Origin of the sequence: Pseudoalteromonas holothuriae (assembly GCF_945859825.1) — a bacterium.
Taxonomy (GTDB): Bacteria; Pseudomonadota; Gammaproteobacteria; order Enterobacterales; family Alteromonadaceae; genus Pseudoalteromonas; species Pseudoalteromonas holothuriae.
The window spans coordinates 260,139-279,992 of sequence record NZ_CAMAPC010000006.1; the positions used below are offsets into that span (position 1 = coordinate 260,139).

The window sequence follows — 19,854 nt, forward strand, 5'->3', positions numbered from 1 at the left end:
TGCTAAATCGCTGCCGGCGCCAATGCTTATTCGTAAAAGCGTTGTTGGGCACTCATTTTAAAATTAATTAATTTGTACATGTGATGCATCGTAGGTGTCACCACTGTAAATAGGATTTATCATGCCAATTATTACGCTTCCTGACGGTAGTCAGCGTGTCTTTGAAAACCCAGTATCAACATTACAAGTCGCTCAAGATATCGGACCTGGTCTTGCTAAAGCAACCATAGCCGGTAGGGTAAATGGTGTGCGTGTTGATGCATGCGATGTGATTAATGAAGATGCTCGTTTAGAAATTATTACAGTAAAAGATGACGATGGTTTAGAAATCATCCGCCACTCGTGTGCTCACCTAATCGGACATGCTATCAAGCAATTATTCCCAGATGTAAAAATGGCCATTGGGCCAACAATCGACAATGGTTTTTATTATGATGTCGATTTGGAACACTCATTAACACAAGAAGACTTAGACGCTATTGAAAAGCGCATGCTTGAACTTGCAAAAACGAATTATGATGTTGTTAAGAAAACTGTTTCTTGGCAAGAAGCGCGTGACGCTTTTGCAGCACGAGACGAGAGCTACAAGATAGAGATTTTGGACGAAAATATCGATAAAGATGATAAGCCTGGTCTTTATCATCATGAAGAATATGTTGATATGTGTCGTGGTCCTCATGTACCAAACATGAAATTCTGTCAACATTTTAAGATTATGAAAGTTGCCGGCGCTTATTGGCGTGGTAATTCAGAAAATAAAATGTTGCAGCGTATATATGGCACTGCTTGGGCTGATAAAAAGCAATTAAAAGCATATTTAAAACGCCTTGAAGAAGCTGAAAAACGTGACCATCGAAAAATTGGCAAAGCACTTGACCTTTGGCACTGGCAAGAAGAAGCTCCAGGTATGGTGTTTTGGCATAATGATGGCTGGAGTATTTATCGCGAGCTAGAAGAATTCGTACGTGAAAAGCTACGTGAATATAGCTACGAAGAAGTCAAAGGTCCAATGATGATGGATCGTGCTTTGTGGGAAAAATCAGGTCACTGGGATAAATACTCAGAGGCAATGTTTACCACAGAGTCTGAAAAACGAGAGTATGCGATTAAGCCAATGAACTGCCCTGGGCATGTTCAGATTTTTAACCAAGGTTTAAAGTCTTATCGTGACTTACCACTGCGTATGGCTGAGTTTGGTTGTTGCCACCGTAATGAACCATCTGGTGCATTACATGGTTTGATGCGCGTACGTGGTTTTACTCAAGATGATGCGCATGTTTTTTGTACTGAAGAGCAAATCATGGATGAAGTTTCGGCATGTATTAAGATGGTGTATGATACTTACGAAACATTTGGCTTTGAAAAGATTGTTGTTAAGCTTTCTACTCGTCCAGAGAAGCGTATCGGTGAAGATCAAATGTGGGACAAGGCTGAATTAGCGCTTGCTGAAGCATTAAAAATTAATGATATTGAATTTGAGTATTTACCGGGTGAAGGGGCGTTCTATGGTCCTAAAATTGAATTTACTTTGTATGATTGCTTAGAACGTGCATGGCAGTGTGGTACAGTACAATTAGATTTTGCTTTACCAGGTCGTTTAGGTGCTACTTATGTGGCAGAAAACAACGAGCGTAAAACACCAGTTATGATCCACCGTGCAATATTAGGTTCAATTGAGCGTTTTATTGGCATTTTAACTGAAGAGTATGCTGGCTTATTCCCAACTTGGTTAGCGCCTAAGCAAGTCGTGATCATGAATATCACCGACAAACAGGCTAATTATGTGCATGAAATCGTACAAAAATTAAATAAACTTGGAATTAGAGCCTGTGCTGACTTGAGAAATGAGAAGATAGGCTTTAAAATTCGTGAGCATACTTTAAAACGTATACCATACCTACTTGTTGTTGGAGATAAAGAAGTTGAACAACAGGAAGTAGCAGTGAGAACGCGCAAAGGTGAAGACCTAGGTAAATTCTCAGTCGAAGATTTTATCGCTAAAATCAGCGAAGAAATTAAACATCGACAATAACAAACCTGCGTGTGACTTAAATAATACAACTGACACACGCAACTATTTTGATTTTCTTGGAGGAACGTACCATTAGAGGCGGAAAAAAAGGGCAAACTACAGCTCAAAAAAATCGTATCAATGAAGAAATAACTGCGAAAGAAGTTCGCTTATCTGGTGTAGAAGGCCAGGAAGCGAGCATTATGTCGTTAAAAGAAGCTCAAGCGATTGCTGATGAAGCCGGCGTGGATCTAGTAGAGATTAGTCCTAATGCTGAACCGCCTGTCTGTAAGGTGATGGACTACGGTAAGTTTGTTTTTGAAAAAGCAAAGTTGCAAAAAGAACAAAAGAAAAAGCAAAAGCAGATCCAAATTAAAGAGATCAAGTTCCGTCCTGGCACTGATGAAGGTGATTACCAAGTTAAGTTACGTAACCTAAGAAAGTTCTTAGAAGCGGGTGACAAGGCTAAAATCACTATTCGCTTCCGTGGTCGTGAAATGGCTCACCAAGAAATTGGTATCGAATTACTTAATCGTATTAAAGCTGATTTGGAAGATATAGCAGTTGTTGAATCATTCCCAAATCGAGTTGAAGGTCGTCAGATGGTGATGATGATGTCACCTATTGCTAAAAAGTAATAAAGACGGCATAATATGCGCGAATTTAATACAGGTTTAAAGTGTCTTTGGCCACCTGTATTAACCGGTACTGAAGAAAGGGCACGCCTTATAGGAACCCTTCACCGGATTTGGTTGTAATTTAGGCCTCAAAGTGATGGTAACATCCGCCTACTTACATTGGTTTAAAGCAATACATTTGGAGTTATTGCAATGGCTTATAAGCTAAAATCACACAGAGGCGCCGCTAAGCGTTTCAAAAAGACTGCTTCAGGCGGTTATAAGCGTAAACAGTCGCACTTACGTCACATTCTGACTAAAAAGTCTTCTAAGCGTAAACTACACTTACGTGCTAAGTCTATGGTTCACAAAAACGACATTGGTCTTATCGACCGTATGTTACCATTCGCTTAATAGGGGTTATCAGAAATGGCAAGAGTTAAACGCGGTGTTATCGCACGTGCACGTCACAAAAAAGTATTAAAGCAAGCTAAAGGTTACTATGGAGCACGTTCACGTGTTTATCGTGTAGCTTTCCAAGCAGTAACTAAAGCAGGTCAATACGCTTATCGTGACCGTCGCGCTAAGAAACGTACTTTCCGTCAATTATGGATTGCACGTATCAACGCTGCTTCACGTCAAAACGGCCTTTCTTACAGCCGTTTCATCAATGGCCTTAAAAAGTCATCTGTTGAAATCGATCGTAAGATCTTAGCTGATATCGCAGTATACGATCAAGTTGCTTTCGCAGCATTAGTTGCAAAAGCAAAAGATGGTCTAGCTGCTTAATAAGTTTAAGCTTATTCCCTAAAAAAGGAGCCTCAGGCTCCTTTTTTTGATCTTATTATTTCATTACCTAATAGCTCAGCGATTTTTAATTAGCAGCTTGTCTAACCAACGAGTACTGAGTATGCGCTTCAAATACCCCATAAGATAAGTTGGAAAAGTCACATAGTATCTTGGCTTTGCTTGCGTAGCCGTTAATGCATGGTAGAGTTTTTTGTAGACGGCTTCAGGTTCTAGTGTAAAAGGCTGTGGCGCTGTTTCAGCCTCTAATCTTTTTAGCTGGGCTAAATAATCTTGTTTATGTGGGCTTGATTGAATATCAATATTTTTAATAAATGCATCTTTGGCATTTGCTCTGAATCTTGAAGTGATTGGGCCAGGCTCAATTAAACTGATTTGAATATTAGTATCTTTAAGCTCCATACGCATTGTATCTGTTAATCCTTCTAAGGCAAACTTGCTGGCATTGTAAGCACCACGAAAAGGTAGTGCGACAAGGCCAAGTACTGATGAATTATGTATAATACGGCCATGTCCTCGTGTACGCATATGTTTAACTGCAAGGCTGGTTAACGTATGCCAAGCAAAAAAGTTAACTTCAAATTGTTTTTTTAAGATTTCAGTTGGCAAATCTTCAACGGCACCAGGTTGACCATAAGCACCATTATTAAACAGTGCATCTAATTGTCCATCACACAGTGTGAGTGCTTCGGCGAAGCCTGTTTTAATACTGTGTTCGTCACTTAAGTCAAGCAATATACAAGTTAACCCCTCGTCGCTAAGTTTATTGGCATCTGCTTGTGTTCGGCATGAAGCTATAACCTTAAACCCAGCATTTTGTAAGGCATGAGCACAGTAGTAACCTATGCCACTTGAACATCCGGTGATGAGTATATTTTTTTTCATATTGTGTCTTCTAAGATTATTTAGCCTAATTTTGTGTGATCAATATGTAATTAGCTGCATATTTTTGTTGAATCACCGCACATTGTAAGATGTTAACTAAAATATTGATATAATTGTGCTATCTACGCTGAAAGTTGAGAAATAAAAATGATTGCAAGCATGATTATGTTAACTGCAGGCTTGTCATTAAATGGACATTTACCACCATTAATACCATGGCAAGGACAAAGTGAACAATTGATGCAAACCACAGGTCCTTTAACAACTGATTTTGAGTTGAGTGAAGGGGAGCGGTCTCCAAATTACCAGCAAACAGTAGCGTTTGTAGAGAGATTGGTTGCAGCAAATCCAACTCAATTCAGAGCGCGTGATATTGGTTTTAGTCAATCAGGGCGTGCGATAAAGATGCTTGTAGCATCTGAGCAAAGTCAGTTTTCAGCAGCCATGCTAAAAAATAATAATAAGCCTACTTTACTTATTCAGGCGGGTATTCATGCCGGTGAGATTGATGGTAAAGATGCCGCTTTTATGATGTTAAGAGACATTGCATTGGGTAAGCGTCGCGATTTACTGAGCAAAGTTAATATTTTATTTATACCTATTTTAAATGTTGATGGCCATGAGCGTAGTAGTCAATATAACCGAATTAACCAGCGTGGTCCCACTGATATGGGATTTCGAACTAATGCAAATAACTTAAATTTAAATCGAGATTTCACGAAACTTGATACACCAGAAGTACGTGCCGTTTTGAAAGTTATCAATGAATATCAACCAGACTTATACCTAGATGTACATGTGACAGATGGTGCCGATTATCAATATGATATTACCTATGGCTTTACACCCAGTTTTGCTAGTGAGTCGCCTGCGATAGCGCAGGTGCTTGAGACAAAAATAAAGCCCACCATTGATACGGCACTGGCAAAGCAAGGCCACATACCAGGACCATTAGTTTTTGCAATGGACAAACGTGACTTTAAAAAAGGAATTGCAGGATGGGTTGCATCACCGCGTTTTTCAAATGGTTGGGGAGACTTAGCCGCTGTGCCGACCATTTTGGTAGAAAATCACTCTTTGAAACCCTATAAACAAAGAGTTTTAGGTACTTATATACTCTATGACGGGTTGATCTCTGCGTTATCTGAACATTATATTGAACTTGAAAAAGCAGTCATTAAAGAGCAAAAGCACCTCCCTCAGCAGCTTGTTGTAAAAAGAAGCTATGCAAAACAGCCCGATTTGATTAGCTTTAAAGGGGTTGCCTATAAACATTTTAAAAGTGCGATTTCTGGACAAACTGAAGCAAAATATTTGGGTAAGCCACAGCAATATGATGCGCTTCCTATTTATTGGCAAAAAGAAGTGGCGGTTAAAGTCGACGTGCCTGATAAGTTTTATATTCCACCTGCATATCCTGATATCGTAAAGAAGCTGACAATTCAAGGAATAAAAGTAACGAAGCTTGATGAAACATACTCAAAGAGTGAGGCGTTAAAGCAGGCGAGTATTACGAATTATACTTTTGCAAAACAGCCTTTTGAAGGGCGATTTAGAGTTGATGCAACCTTTAATTTTGATGTTAAGAATTCAGTAGATTTAACCGGGTGGTATGAGGTTGCAACTGCGCAAGCCAAGGGTGAACTTGCAACTCATCTATTGCATCCACAGGCACCTGATTCATTTTTTAGTTGGGGAGAGTTTAATACAATTTTTCAACGTACAGAGTATGTTGAAAATTATGCATTAGAACCTTTTGCTCGTTCTATGTTAAAAGAGAATCCAGCGATGGCGTTAGAGTTTGATCGTAAAATTCGCGAGGACAAGGAGTTTGCAAGCGATCCAGCAGCTCGTATGGATTGGTTATATGCACAAACTCCCTATTATGACCAAGCTTACTTAAAGTATCCAATTCTCATGTCATTTAAGGAGAAGTAGGGTGCATGTAATCACGGTTCCAGTTACACCTTTTATGCAAAATGCACGTTTTATTACCTGCAACAGTACTGGTAAAAGTGCAGTTGTTGACCCAGGTGGTGATACTGATAAATTGCTAACGATAATAAAGCAACAGCAGTTAGATATAGTATGTATTTTGTTAACGCATGGTCATTTGGACCATGTGGGTGCGGCTGATGAGCTCAAAGCAATACTTAACGTTGAAATTATCGGCCCACATATTGATGAAAAGTTTTGGTTTGATGCGTTACCAATGCAATCACAAATGTTTGGCTTTGCAACAAAAAGCACTTTTTATCCCGATCGTTGGGTAACTGATCAAGAACAGTTTAGGGTCGGTGAGTTAGAATTAGAGGTCCGACACTGCCCGGGTCATACACCAGGGCATGTAGTGTTTTATCATAAGCCATCATCTCAAGTATTGGTGGGTGATGTCTTATTTAAAGGTTCGGTAGGGCGTACAGATTTCCCCAAAGGGGATGCTGCTCAGCTTAAGCAGTCTATACTTGAGCAGCTATTTACGCTGCCAGGTGATACGCTGGTATTGTCAGGACATGGTGAAAACACCACGATTGGTTATGAGAAACAGCACAACCCATTTATGAGTGGGCGATTTGGCTAACTAAAGGGGCGGACAAATTCGTTGTCTGCATGTATAATTTTTTCCACTGACTAAAATTTAAAGAAAAAACAATGTCATTAAATCAAGTTGATCGCCAAATATTGGCACTATTACAGCAAGACGCTAGTCTTTCCACTGCGGAAATTGCAGATAAAGTTGGACTCTCACAATCACCATGCTGGCGTCGTATCGCTAAATTAGAACAAGATGGATATATCAAAGGAAAAGTCGCTTTATTGGATGAAAAGCAACTCGGTTTTGATATGTTGGTTTATGCACATGTTCGTTTATCAAATCATGGTCGTAACAATTTGGCAGAGTTTGAAAAGCTGATAATGAGTTACGATGAAGTAACAGAGTGCTACACCATGGCTGGCACAATGGACTTTATGTTACGTATTATCTCACGGGGTATTGAGGGGTATGAGTTGTTTGTTAGAGATAACTTGCTCAACCTTGAGTATGTTCAAGAGGTGCATTCAAATGTAACAATGACCTGTGTGAAAAGAACAACCGCACTTCCTTTATAAGAGACTTAAAGTGTAGATCGTCAAGCTATGAATTTTGTTCAGATCAAAGGCTTTCTACATACCCTAAGCATTTGTCACAAAGTCCTAATCAGCTTAGTCTATAATATTGACATCTAGTTTGTTAAAGGCGCTGCATTTTGTTAAGATCCAGCGCTTTTCTGTATGTTGTAAAAAATAACAAGAGGATGTGAATGTTTAATTTAATCAGCAAGGCGCCGAGCTCTGCTAAGAATGACATCTTATCTGGTTTAACTGTGGCGCTTGCCTTGGTTCCAGAAGCGGTTGCATTTGCGTTTGTTGCGCAAGTAGATCCTTTAGTCGGCTTATATGCTGCGTTTATTGTTGGTTTGATTACGTCAATTTTTGGCGGCCGTCCTGGCATGATCTCCGGTGCGACAGGTGCTTTAGCAGTGGTGATGGTGAGCTTAGTTGTTGAGCATGGTGTTGAATACCTGTTTGCAACGGTACTGCTGATGGGGATACTTCAGGTGATTGCTGGAGTATTTAAGCTTGGTAAGTTTATTCGAATGGTTCCCCACCCAGTAATGCTGGGCTTTGTTAACGGTCTGGCAATTGTTATCTTTTTAGCTCAACTTGGGCAATTTAAAGTTGCAGATAGCCATGGTGAGTTACAATGGATGCAAGGCAGTCCAATGTATATTATGTTGGGCTTGGTTGCATTAACTATGTTTATCATTCAATTTTTACCAAAATTAACAACCGCTATTCCTTCCTCTCTTGCTGCTATTTTAGTTGTAACGGGCTTGGTAATTGGTTTTGATCTAGATACACGCAGTGTATTAGATTACTTAAAAGATATGTCAGGCAACGTAGATGCAACTATTGCTGGTGGTTTCCCGCAGTTTCATATCCCAATGGTACCGTTTAACTGGGAAACATTTACGATCATTTTTCCATATGCTCTAGTATTAGCAGCAATAGGTTTGATTGAGTCATTGTTAACTTTAACTCTGATCGACGAAATAACAGAGACTCGAGGTAATAGTAACCGAGAATGTATTGGCCAAGGTGCAGCTAACATGACCTGTGGTGTGTTTGGCGCAATGGGTGGCTGTGCAATGATTGGTCAATCTATGATTAATATTAATTCAGGTGGCCGTAGTCGTTTATCAGGTATTACTGCAGCACTTTTATTACTGGGCTTTATTTTATTTGCAGCTGGCTTGATTGAAATGATCCCACTTGCAGCATTGGTTGGTGTTATGTTTATGGTTGTGCTTGGTACGTTTGAGTGGTCAAGCTTTAGATTGATGAATCGTGTACCAAAAACGGATGCCTTTGTAATTGTGCTCGTATCTGGGGTAACAGTGATCACTGACCTTGCAATTGCGGTATGTGTTGGTGTGATTGTTTCAGCACTTGTATTTGCATGGGAACATGCAAAACACATATATACTAGTAATTATATTGATGATGAAGGCTCAAAGGTGTATGAATTACATGGTCCATTATTCTTTGGCTCAGTGAAAAACTTTGCAGACTTGTTTGATGTAAATAGTGACCCTAGTGATGTTATTATTGAATTTAAACATAGCCGTGTGGCTGATCACAGTGCAATTGAAGCAATTGACAATCTTGCTGAGCGTTATACAAAAGCAGGTAAAAAGCTTCATTTACGTCATTTGAGTCAAGATTGCCGAGACTTACTAGAAAAAGCAAAAGACTTAGTAGAAGTAAATGTAATTGAAGACCCTAAATATAAAGTGGCTTCAGATAAACTAGCATAAATCCAATACGGTATAATATTAAAAAGGCACTTCGGTGTCTTTTTTCATTTGCGCTGGAATGTAAAAAAACTAAGACCATTTACAGTGATCCTATAACTCGCACTGAGATATAATCAAACTGTATAATGAGGAGTTGAATAAACTTTTGAAATGGCAAGCATTGGTCGATAATCGACAACGTTTTTTTTGGGTATTGCAAATAGCTGGTTGGCTTGGTTATGCACTGGTTAATTATATTGGCTCAAAAGTATTTGAGATGCGTGATATCTACGTGTTTGTGATCGTGCTTAACGCGTATGCTGGTTGTTTGATGACGGTACCTCTTAGATATTTGTACCGAAAAATATGGAACGCTGCACCCTGGGTTTTAATTCTGGTTGTATTTGGCGCATCATACATTACTGGTACATTGTGGGCGGTTGTACAAAAATTTAATTTATGGGAAATATACCGCCATGGTTACCGACCAGAAGAATGGTTTTATTACCTTCAGCAAGGGCTAGATTCTGTCTACATTATATTATGTTGGAGCGGACTATATTTTGGTGTTAAATATTACCAACTATTGCAAAGTGAGAGACAAAAAGCATTAAAAGCGAATACGATGGCACATGAAGCACAATTAAAAATGCTTCGTTATCAACTTAATCCGCACTTTCTTTTTAATACCTTGAACGCAATATCGACTTTAATACTGGTTGAAGAAAATAAAGATGCAAATCAAATGGTTGCTCGTTTGAGTGACTTTTTACGCTACACTTTGAACACTGATCCAATAAAAAAGGTCGCCTTAGAACAAGAGTTACATGCGCTGCAACTCTATTTAGAAATCGAGAAAGTGCGTTTTGATGAACGTCTATCGATTGACATTGATGTAAGTGAGGAAGCCAAGCAAGCGCTGGTTCCAAGCTTGATTTTACAGCCTATAATCGAGAATTCAATCAAATATGCCATTGCTCATTTGACAGAAGGCGGTAAGCTAGAAATAAAAGCGCAAGTATTCGCCAATGAGCTATTACTGGAGGTTGGAGATAATGGCCCAGGCGCAGAAGTATATAATGGGCAGTTACAAAATGCTCAAGGTGTGGGTATAGCCAACACAATTGATAGGCTTAAAACGCTATATGAGAACAATTATTCATTTGTATTATCAGATAACAAACCGAGTGGTTTGAAAGTGAATATTCGCGTTCCATTTGAAAAGGCTAAGAAGTAATGAGCAAAATTAGAGCATTAATTGTTGATGATGAACCGTTGGCCAGAAAAGGCTTGGCCGTTCGTTTGAAATCATTTTCACAAATTGAAGTTGTAGAATTATGCGCAGGTGGACAGCAAGCAATTGATGTGTGTCAAACGCAAGATATAGATTTAGTTTTTTTAGATATTCAAATGCCAGGGATGAATGGGTTTGAAGTGGCAAGATCACTGAGTAAAAGTGTAAAGCCATTACCAGCAATTGTATTTGTGACTGCTTTTGATCAGTACGCAGTACAAGCGTTTGAGATCCATGCATTGGATTACATTTTAAAGCCCGTTGATGACAACAGACTAGAAAAGGCGGTGGAGAAAGTGCAAAGTTATTTAAAAACGCAACAAGACAATATTCATAAGAAAAAGCTAGCTAGTTTTGTAGCCGGAATTACAGGGAACAACTGCGAAGAAATTTTAAAAAAGCTGGCAACGGGTGATACCTTGGTAAATAAAAAGTACCCTGAGTCGCTAGCGGTAAAAGAGCAGGGCGAAATAATTCGTGTCGCAGCCGCCTCAATTCAGTGGGTTGACGCTGCGGGTGACTATATGTGTTTGCATTGTAGTGATGGACAAACTCATATATTGCGTAAAACCATGAAAGAACTTGAGCAAGAACTAGACCCAGCTTTATTTGTACGTGTTCACCGTTCAGCGATTGTTAATACTAAGCAAATTAGTAAATTAGTGACTCAAAGTAGTGGAGAGTATTTGCTTGTATTAGAAAATGGTCAAGAGCTAAAAGTGAGCCGCAGTTACCGTGATAAAGTAAAAGCAGCTTTGGCAAGCTAGAGCGCACTCTAGCTTGCTTGACGTGTTTTTAAACGGTCACAATTTTCATGGTGTTAGTAGCACCTACGGTTTCCATTGCGTCACCATGTGTGAGGATGACTGTATCACCTTGCTTTAGAGAACCTGCTTCAACTAAGGTATTGAGCGCATCGCGAACCATGCTTTGTTCTGAGCATCTAGTTGAATCAAAATAGACAGGGTAGACACCACGGTACAAAGCGCTTTGGCCAAGGGTACACTTGTGTCTAGAAAGCGAATAAATAGGTAAACCTGAGCTAATACGAGACATTAATTTAGCAGTTTTACCAGACTCAGTTAATGCTACAATTGCTTTAACACTGTCTAGGTGGTTGGCTGCATACATTGCTGATAATGCCAATGTTTCAGATGTATCAGAGAACATGCTATCTAAACGGTGTTTTGAAACGTGAATTTCAGGTTGAGATTCAGCGCCTAAGCACACTCGAGCCATCGTAGCGACAGTCTCTTCTGGATAGTCTCCTGCAGCAGTCTCGGCTGATAGCATCACTGCATCAGTACCATCTAGCACCGCATTTGCCACATCCATTACTTCTGCTCGAGTTGGCATGGGATTGTCAATCATTGACTCCATCATTTGTGTTGCAGTAACAACGGTACGGTTCAAAGAGCGTGCTCGTCTAATGATGAGCTTTTGTTTGCCTACTAATGCAGCATCACCAATCTCAACACCGAGGTCACCTCGTGCTACCATAACAGCATCTGACGCTAATATAATGTCATCTACAGCTTCTTGTGTTGCCACTGCTTCCGCACGTTCAATTTTGGCAAGTAACTGAGCTTTAGAGCCCGCTTGTTCAGCTAAAGAGCGTACATAACGCATATCATCGCCACTGCGTGGAAATGAGACTGCAATGTAATCTACATCTATTTCTGCGGCTGTGATCAAGTCTTCTTTGTCTTTATCAGTAAATGCAGGAGCCGTTAAGCCTCCACCTAAACGATTAATACCTTTATTATTTGAAAGTACGCCTCCAACAGTGACGGTGGTATGCACAAGGTGCTCATCAACGCCGTCGACGACAAGTTGAATTAGTCCATCATTAAGCAGTAATAGGTCACCTTTGGTAACGTCTTGTGGGAGCTCTTTGTAATCGATACCAACCGACTCGACTGTACCTTCACCTTTTTCCATTTTTGCATCTAAGGTAAATTTAGCACCGAGATCAAGTGTTACTTTACCTTCTTTAAATGTTGAGACACGAATTTTTGGACCTTGTAAGTCAGCTAAAATGGCGACATGTTTACCTAATCGTTGTGCTATTTCACGAACCGCTTGCGCACGGTCTTTATGATCTTGTGCAACACCATGGGAGAAGTTAAGTCTGACCACATTGGCGCCAGCTAAGATTATTTTTTCTAAATTATTATCTCTATCAGTTGCCGGTCCGAGTGTGGCGACTATTTTTGTGCGTCTAAGCATCAGGATCTCCTGTAAACCTATATCCATAGGGCTGTGTTATTTATACTTAATCTATTACAACATTATCGTTCACTAATAAATCTGTTTATAGATATATTTGCTATAAACTACTCTCTAGTTTGTAAAGAATTAACTCAAAAGACTGTTTAACGACTAGATTAAATTATATGATCTGTATGACGTCATTATGACACCGGTGTCAGCTGGGGTCAATCACTGATACCGTTACCAAAAAGTTTACTTCTGGGCGCTTTTTGTACTTATTTTGGTAAGTATGTGCTATGCGTCATTATAGTAAATTAACAAGTGATCTTTGTTTTTTAAAAGTGCCATAAATTTACACTGATGCATTACGTTGTTGCGCTGTGCTTAGCATCTGATAGCTGCTGGGGTATAATGGCTGAGAAATTCAAATACTCACAATATTGTAGTTACCGAGGAGGAAACTAAATGCAAGTCGCATTAGTTGGTTTGGGAGTGATGGGAAAAAACCTTGCACTGAACCTTATTGAAAAGGGGTTAACACTTGTTGCCTATGACACAAACCCTGACGCAGGCGCAGAGCTGATAAGCTGTGCTCAATCTTTGGGATTAGCCGAGCGTTTACACATAGTTTCAGATCTCGGTGATATGGTCAGACGCTTAGAGTCGCCTCGTTCTATCTTACTGTTAGTTCCCGCTGGTGAGCTAGTTGATAGGGTGTGTAGTGATTTAATTGAAGCGGGTGTTGCCAAAGAAGATATCATTGTTGATTGCGGCAACAGTAATTATAAAGATGGTATTGCACGAAAACTTAAATATCAGAATAAATTTGAGTTTGCCACGATGGGAATATCAGGAGGAGCAGAAGGAGCTCGTCATGGTCCAGCAATGATGGCAAGTGGTTCAGAAGGTGGCTGGGAGCGTGTCGAGCCATGGTTTGAAAAAGTTGCAGCAAGTTACAATGGCGATTCTTGTTTTGCTCGCGTGGGGCAATCTGCTAGCGGTCACTTCGTAAAAATGGTCCACAATGGTATTGAATATGCGTTAATGCAGCTTATTGCAGAAATGTATCAGCTGTTACGCCATGGCACAGGCCGCAGTCCTAAAGAGGTAGCTGCAATATTTGAGCAATGGTCAGAAGGTACTTTAAATAGTTATTTACTCTCTATTTCAAGCCATATCCTTAGTTTAGAAACAGAGCAAGCAGAGTCTTTAGTGGATTTAATTGATAACAAAGTTGGTGCTAAGGGAACGGGCCTTTGGACTGCACAAAATGCACTTGAATTAGGCATTGCAGTGCCGTCATTAGTTGCGGCAGTACAGGCAAGGCACTTGACTAATACGATAGATACTCATGCTGCCAAAGAAATGACATATGCAGACAAAGTGGTTATATCGATAGATGTTGACTTGGATGAGCTAAAAGATGCGTTCTATTTAGCAAGCTTATTGTGTTATCGACAAGGTCTTGCGTTGATAAAAGGCGCTTCACGCGCACATCAATGGAAAGTCGACTTGGCAAAAACATTACAGACTTGGCGAGCTGGTTGCATAATCCGTGCGGACTATCTAAATGATATTGCTCAAGGAGTTGAGTTTATTGATACGTTGACAAAGGAAGCATCAGCACTTCGTAAAGTTACAGGTATCGCGATTGCCAGTGGCCTTGCATTCCCAGTACTGGCTTCAACACAAACTTATATTGCAACGTTAAGCACACCAAGCAATGGACACTTAGTACAAGCACAACGCGACTACTTTGGTGAACACGGGATTAAAACCCACAGTGGCGAAACATGCCATTTAACTGACTTGGTCGAGCTGGAATCTAAAGTACGCTGATTGTATTCTCAGTGAGTAGCTAAAATAAACAGTCGGCTTAAAGCCGGCTGTTTATTTAACCTCAGGCTTGGATAAGAGGTTTAAAAAGAAAGCAGCGCACAGAGTGAGAAAAATAGCTTTATTGGGTAAATTCGTTTATCCAAAGTTGGGATTAATTAGCGTGTGAGTTCCCCTCGTAAGTTGTCTTGCATCAAATGCCTGACGGTTTCTAACTCTAAATTTTGGCTAAATAGATAGTGGAGTTTTGCAATACAGGCTTCTAATGTCATATCAAACCCACTTAATACACCGCTATTGAGTAGTGCATTTCCGGTTGCATACCCACCCATATTGACTTGGCCTTTAATGCATTGTGTTAGGTTTATTATCACAACACCTTTATCACTTGCTGCTTTTAGCATTGCAAGGAAATCTGGTTGTTGTGGTGCGTTACCAACGCCAAAACTAAGTATGATAAGCGCTTTGATTGTGCTGGTAATTACACTATTTATGATGTCGTTGCTGATCCCAGGATATAAATATAAAACGCCAATTGGCTGATGAACAACCTGAGTCACTTGTAGTGCTTGTTCTACATACGGGCTCAGCTTACCTTCTTTTAGTTGAATATTTATTCCAGACAGCGCCAGTGGTTGTAAATTCGGTGATGCAAACGCGTCAAACCCATCTGAATGGGCTTTGGTAGCACGATTACCTCTAAACAATTTGTTATTAAAAAATAGGCTTACTTCAGCAATAGGGTAGTTGGCTGCTAAATACATAGCATTTAATAAGTTAACCTGACCATCAGAACGAAGTTGAGATAACGGTATTTGTGAACCTGTAACAATCACAGGTTTGGATAGATTCTCAAACATAAATGACAGCGCTGAAGCGGTATAAGCCATTGTATCGGTGCCGTGCAATACAACAAAACCATCATATTGCTCATATTTATCTTGAATATCATTAGCGATCATTTGCCAATGAAGGGGAGACATATCGGATGAATCTATGAGCGGGCAATATTCATGAATATCAAATAGTGGCATTTCCTCGCGGGTGAACTCGGCATTATTTTTCACCGTTTCGGTTAAATAGCCCTCTGCAGGGATATAACCACGACTCGATTGTTTCATACCGATAGTACCACCAGTATACGCGATATATATTTTTTTTCTTTTCATAAAAAAGCCCAGAATATGTTCTGGGCTAAGTATATCAACTGCAGCTTCACTTTGGCAGTTAGAAACTCACTTCACACACCAAGCACCGTACATAGGTGCCATTTGGGTCGTTAAATTGATTTAGAATTGATAAGTTTTTTTCTACCTGTGAGGTAACTGGCGCGAGGTAACCATTTGTTAATACATTAAGAGGTGCGGTTAACTTTATACCAGATAAAGCAGATTGCACCATAGCGGATCCAAATACCTCGCGTATGAGCTGCTCTTTTTCAGATAACTCTTGCTGTATTGTTATCACATCATAAAAGTCTAAATTAGCAAGCTTAGCCGCTGCTTCTATGGCATCTGCTTTATAGCCAAGCTTGTCAATTAAGCCGAACTCTTTAGCTTGTGTTGCAGTCCATACACGCCCTTGAGCAACTTTGTCTACAGCTGCCTTATCAATGTTTCTCTCCATTGCGACTATAGAAATGAATTTGTCGTATGAGTTCTCTACACTCAATTGATATATATCAGCCAGCTGGGGGTCAATACCACGGGTTATGGAAATAGCATTAAGCTCAGTAGTTGAAACACCGTCAGAATGGATACCAAGCTCTTTGAGTGAGTTCTCCAAAGTTAACAGCGCCCCAAATACACCGATAGAGCCTGTAATCGTAGTTGGGGCAGCCCAAATTTCATTTGCAGATGCTGCAATCCAATAACCACCTGATGCAGCAATGGAGCCCATGGAAGCAATAACAGGCTTACCTGCAGCTTTAATTGCAAGTACCTCATTGCGGATAATCTGTGAAGCAAACATGCTACCACCGCCAGAATCAATGCGAAGCACTACAGCTTTGACTTTATCATCTAAACGCGCTTTTTTAAGTAACGCTGCGGTTGAGTCCCCCCCAATGGTACCTGCTTTGCGCTTACCATCCTCAATTGCACCGCGCGCGACAATCACGGCCACTTTTTCAGTCACTGGATTGTCAAACTGCACAGGCGGTTTGATCATTTCTAAATATTTATAAAAAGACACCTGCTTGAATGTTTTACCGCTGTCGTTCAAACCAACGAGTTCAATAAGTTCAGCTTGCAGTTGTTGGTCCGTTTTGAGTTCATCAACCCAACCATTAGCTAATGCGTATTGGGCAAAGTCGCCATGCACAGATTGTATTTTAGACTGATAGGCATCAAGTGTTTCGTCAAAATTGTCTAAGCCAAATTGACGAGCTTCGCTTACTTGAACTTTATATTGTTGCCAAAGTTCACCAAGCCATAAGCGATTAGCTTCTTTGGCTGCATCAGACATATCGTTACGAATAAGCGGTTCGATGGCTGACTTATATGTCCCAACGCGAAATATATGCTGGGTAACTTTCAGTTTATCCAGTGCGTCTTTAAAATACATGGGGTAAGATGCGAAACCTTTTATTTTTACTCCACCGTATGGGTGAAGTGAGATGGTATCAGCATGTGCCGCTAAGTAATACTGCGTTTGATTATAGTAAGCACTGTGAGCAAGAACTTTTTTGCCAGCAGCTTTAAATTCATCAATAGCTTGAGCAATTACTTCAAGCTTATCTAAGTGCCCACCATATAAATTACCGATATCCAAAAGTAAGACTTGAATGCTCTCATCTGTCGTTGCTCGGTTGATCACCTGTAAAACATCATCTAGTAATATTTCTTTTGGTTGGTCACCTGAATCACGCATATCTTGAAATGCAGCGTCGATAGGGTCTATGTATGTGAGCTCTTCTACTAAAAAGCCATTTAAATTGAGCTTTAACACACTATTGTCGGCAACGGTGATCTTTTCATCACTACTAAATAGCGCGACAAGTGCAGCAACAATTATCACGAAAAAAATCAAATTTAAAATTAAACGGCGTGAAAAATTCAGGCCATGCCATAAGGCTTTAAAAAATTTACTAATCAGATTCAAAATTAATCCTCATAAAAAAGAACTGCCTACCATATATATAATTATGATAACTCAGATTGTATTTGGGTGTTACCACAAAAACGTAACGAAGTATTTATACATTCCATTTTGGTTGGAAAATGCGCATAAAATCTATAAAGAAATTTAATTGATCAACTGGTTCATTATGTCAACAATTAATTTACTTTGAGGTGATGCTTGCTAATTTATAGAAAATTGTTAATGTTGCACAGGTTAGACCAGTTAGTTGGGGCAAATAATGTTAGAAAAACAATTAGAATTAAAACACACCGAGCTTAGAAACCGTTTGGTTATGGGCTCGATGCATACAGGCTTAGAAGAAGGTTGGCATAATCGTAAGCGATTAAGTGCGTTTTATGAAGCACGTGCAAAAGGGGGAACTGGGTTACTTATAACAGGCGGTTATAGCCCAAACTTACGTGGTAAGTTAACGCCTATCTCATCTTCTTTTAATTCAATTTATGATGTAATTAAGCACAAAGCGTATACTCAGGCCGTGCATAAACACGGCGCTAAAATTTGCCTGCAACTGTTGCATGCTGGCCGATACGCTTATCATCCATTTAATGTAGCACCAAGTGCAATCAAAGCACCAATCAATCCATATAAACCTAAAGCAATGTCTGTACGGATGATTAAAAGTACCATTAAAGACTTTGCTCATTCAGCTAAGCTGGCCCAAAAAGCAGGATATGATGGCGTAGAAATCATGGGCTCAGAAGGATATTTAATTAATGAGTTTATGGCAAATCATACTAATAAACGTACTGATGAATATGGTGGTACTTTAGAAAATCGTATGCGTTTAGCTGTTGAGACTGTTAAGGCGGTGCGTGCGGTTGTTTCAGATAAGTTTTTGATTATTTTTAGGCTATCTGTCATGGATTTGATCCCTAATGGCTCGACGGCTAAGGAAGTGACACAACAAGCAAAAGCACTGGTAGCTGCGGGCGTTGATATCTTAAACACCGGTATTGGTTGGCATGAGGCGAGAGTGCCGACGATTGCCAGCATGGTTCCTCCTGGTGCTTTTAAGGAAGCATCTAAACGCCTCAAAGATGTTGTTGATGTGCCAGTTATTGCTGTAAACCGTATCAATACACCTGATATTGCAAATGATATTTTGCACAACCAAGAAGCAGACTTAATCTCGATGGCACGCCCGTTATTAGCCGATCCTGACTTTTTTAATAAATATGCCACCAATCATAGTGAACAAATAAATGTCTGTATTGGCTGCAATCAAGGTTGCTTAGATCATGTATTTAAGGGTAAAAGAGCAACTTGTTTGGTTAATCCACAAGCAGGTTTTGAGCTGGATTATCCGCTTGAAAAGGCGAAACAGAAAAAACGTGTTCTCGTAGTGGGCGCAGGCCCTGCGGGCTTATCAGCAAGTTACTATCTTGCGGATAAAGGGCATGAAGTTACATTAATAGATAAAAATAGTCACCCTGGTGGTCAGTTTAATTTGGCAATGCAAATACCCGGCAAAGAAGATTTTAAAAAGACGCTGGCTTATTATTTGTCTGAATTAAAACGTTTAAATGTAGATATTGAACTGAATACACCATATGAGGACACGATGTCACAGCAGTATGACGATGTTGTGTTTTCGACAGGCGTGAGTCCTAGAATGTCTAACATTGAATGCAGCGATGGTAGGCGCGTATTTGCATACGATGAAGTGATACGCAAGGAAGTTGAGCTAGGTAATAAAATCGCTATTTTAGGTGCTGGTGGTATTGGCTTCGATATGGTCGCTTTTTTGGCTGAAAAGCCTGAGCAATCAATCGAAGACTTTAAACACCACTGGGGAATAGAGTGCGATGCTAACCCGATTAAAGACCCTCGAAAACTTTACATGCTCAAACGTAGCCCCGGTCGTTTTGGTAGTGATTTGGGTAAAACAACAGGCTGGATCCATCGTCAAGTTGCCAAGCAACATGATGTTGAGCAACTTCCAGAGTGTGAATATATCGCTTTTTCAGATAAAGGTTTGCTTATCAAGCAAGCTGGTCAGGAGAAATGGTTAGATGTAGACACTGTCATCGCGTGTATTGGCCAGGTATCCAATGATCAGCTGTTTGACAAAGAGAGTTTGCCTAGTCATCACCATGTAATTGGTGGTGCAAAACTAGCCAGTGCAATCGATGCCAAACGTGCTATTTACGAAGCATTACAAGCTGCGCGATTGATTTAACACTCAGTTTTGCAATTAAGTTTGCAATG

16 protein-coding genes are annotated in these 19,854 nt (G+C 40.0%); 12 read left to right on the top strand and 4 right to left on the bottom strand.

What is annotated here, in order from left to right:
* The first annotated feature begins 121 nt into the window (after positions 1 to 121).
* The 4 genes from thrS (at position 122) to rplT (ending at position 3,417) form a co-directional block, all read left to right on the top strand.
* Positions 122 to 2,032 carry a threonine--tRNA ligase gene (thrS, locus tag OCI93_RS10555; protein ID WP_261626372.1) on the top strand — a complete coding sequence of 637 codons (1,911 nt, stop codon included), beginning with the start codon at positions 122 to 124 and terminating at the stop codon, positions 2,030 to 2,032.
* A gap of 56 nt (positions 2,033 to 2,088) precedes the next feature.
* Positions 2,089 to 2,649 (top strand): translation initiation factor IF-3, encoded by a 561-nt coding sequence (gene infC / locus OCI93_RS10560; protein WP_261592437.1) that lies wholly within the window; start codon positions 2,089 to 2,091, stop codon positions 2,647 to 2,649.
* A 192-nt stretch (positions 2,650 to 2,841) separates the two neighbouring features.
* The gene (gene rpmI, locus OCI93_RS10565; RefSeq protein WP_070985175.1) at positions 2,842 to 3,042 is read left to right on the top strand and encodes a 50S ribosomal protein L35; all 201 of its coding nucleotides are present in this window, start codon (positions 2,842 to 2,844) and stop codon (positions 3,040 to 3,042) included.
* Positions 3,043 to 3,057: 15 nt separating this feature from the next.
* Positions 3,058 to 3,417, top strand: a complete 360-nt coding sequence (gene rplT, locus OCI93_RS10570) for a 50S ribosomal protein L20 (RefSeq protein ID WP_261592396.1) — start codon at positions 3,058 to 3,060, stop codon at positions 3,415 to 3,417.
* Positions 3,418 to 3,492: 75 nt separating this feature from the next.
* Here the strand turns inward: rplT and OCI93_RS10575 are convergent, their stop codons facing one another.
* On the bottom strand, positions 3,493 to 4,320 hold the full coding sequence (locus OCI93_RS10575; protein ID WP_261592397.1) for an SDR family oxidoreductase: 828 nt from the start codon (positions 4,318 to 4,320) through the stop codon (positions 3,493 to 3,495).
* Positions 4,321 to 4,467: 147 nt separating this feature from the next.
* On the opposite strand from OCI93_RS10575, the gene OCI93_RS10580 reads away from it, so the two are divergent.
* The 6 genes from OCI93_RS10580 (at position 4,468) to OCI93_RS10605 (ending at position 11,219) form a co-directional block, all read left to right on the top strand.
* Positions 4,468 to 6,258, top strand: coding sequence for a M14 family metallopeptidase (locus OCI93_RS10580; protein ID WP_261592398.1), 1,791 nt, complete (start codon positions 4,468 to 4,470; stop codon positions 6,256 to 6,258).
* A 1-nt stretch (position 6,259) separates the two neighbouring features.
* The gene (locus OCI93_RS10585; RefSeq protein ID WP_261592399.1) at positions 6,260 to 6,901 is read left to right on the top strand and encodes an MBL fold metallo-hydrolase; all 642 of its coding nucleotides are present in this window, start codon (positions 6,260 to 6,262) and stop codon (positions 6,899 to 6,901) included.
* A gap of 71 nt (positions 6,902 to 6,972) precedes the next feature.
* Entirely contained in the window at positions 6,973 to 7,431 is a 459-nt protein-coding gene (locus OCI93_RS10590; RefSeq protein ID WP_070985187.1) for an Lrp/AsnC family transcriptional regulator, read from the top strand.
* Between the two features lie 191 nt (positions 7,432 to 7,622).
* A complete protein-coding gene (locus OCI93_RS10595; RefSeq protein ID WP_261592400.1) occupies positions 7,623 to 9,179 on the top strand; it encodes a SulP family inorganic anion transporter in 1,557 nt (518 codons plus the stop codon).
* A gap of 145 nt (positions 9,180 to 9,324) precedes the next feature.
* On the top strand, positions 9,325 to 10,395 hold the full coding sequence (locus OCI93_RS10600) for a sensor histidine kinase (protein ID WP_261592401.1): 1,071 nt from the start codon (positions 9,325 to 9,327) through the stop codon (positions 10,393 to 10,395).
* Entirely contained in the window at positions 10,395 to 11,219 is an 825-nt protein-coding gene (locus OCI93_RS10605) for a LytR/AlgR family response regulator transcription factor (RefSeq protein WP_261592402.1), read from the top strand. Before OCI93_RS10600 ends, OCI93_RS10605 begins: the two co-directional genes overlap by 1 nt.
* Positions 11,220 to 11,247: 28 nt before the next feature.
* Here OCI93_RS10605 and pyk read toward each other — a convergent pair whose 3' ends face one another.
* On the bottom strand, positions 11,248 to 12,681 hold the full coding sequence (pyk, locus tag OCI93_RS10610) for a pyruvate kinase (protein ID WP_261592403.1): 1,434 nt from the start codon (positions 12,679 to 12,681) through the stop codon (positions 11,248 to 11,250).
* 450 nt (positions 12,682 to 13,131) lie between these two features.
* Between pyk and gndA the strand changes: the two genes are divergently transcribed.
* A complete protein-coding gene (gene gndA, locus OCI93_RS10615; protein WP_261592404.1) occupies positions 13,132 to 14,505 on the top strand; it encodes an NADP-dependent phosphogluconate dehydrogenase in 1,374 nt (457 codons plus the stop codon).
* 155 nt (positions 14,506 to 14,660) lie between these two features.
* On the opposite strand, the gene ansA is transcribed toward gndA, so the two are convergent.
* Together ansA and sppA are read right to left on the bottom strand one after the other, a co-directional pair.
* On the bottom strand, positions 14,661 to 15,671 hold the full coding sequence (ansA, locus tag OCI93_RS10620) for an asparaginase (protein ID WP_261592405.1): 1,011 nt from the start codon (positions 15,669 to 15,671) through the stop codon (positions 14,661 to 14,663).
* Positions 15,672 to 15,729: 58 nt separating this feature from the next.
* Positions 15,730 to 17,598, bottom strand: coding sequence for a signal peptide peptidase SppA (sppA, locus tag OCI93_RS10625; RefSeq protein ID WP_261626385.1), 1,869 nt, complete (start codon positions 17,596 to 17,598; stop codon positions 15,730 to 15,732).
* Positions 17,599 to 17,863: 265 nt separating this feature from the next.
* Between sppA and OCI93_RS10630 the strand changes: the two genes are divergently transcribed.
* On the top strand, positions 17,864 to 19,825 hold the full coding sequence (locus OCI93_RS10630; protein WP_261626373.1) for an NADPH-dependent 2,4-dienoyl-CoA reductase: 1,962 nt from the start codon (positions 17,864 to 17,866) through the stop codon (positions 19,823 to 19,825).
* Positions 19,826 to 19,854 lie beyond the last annotated feature (29 nt).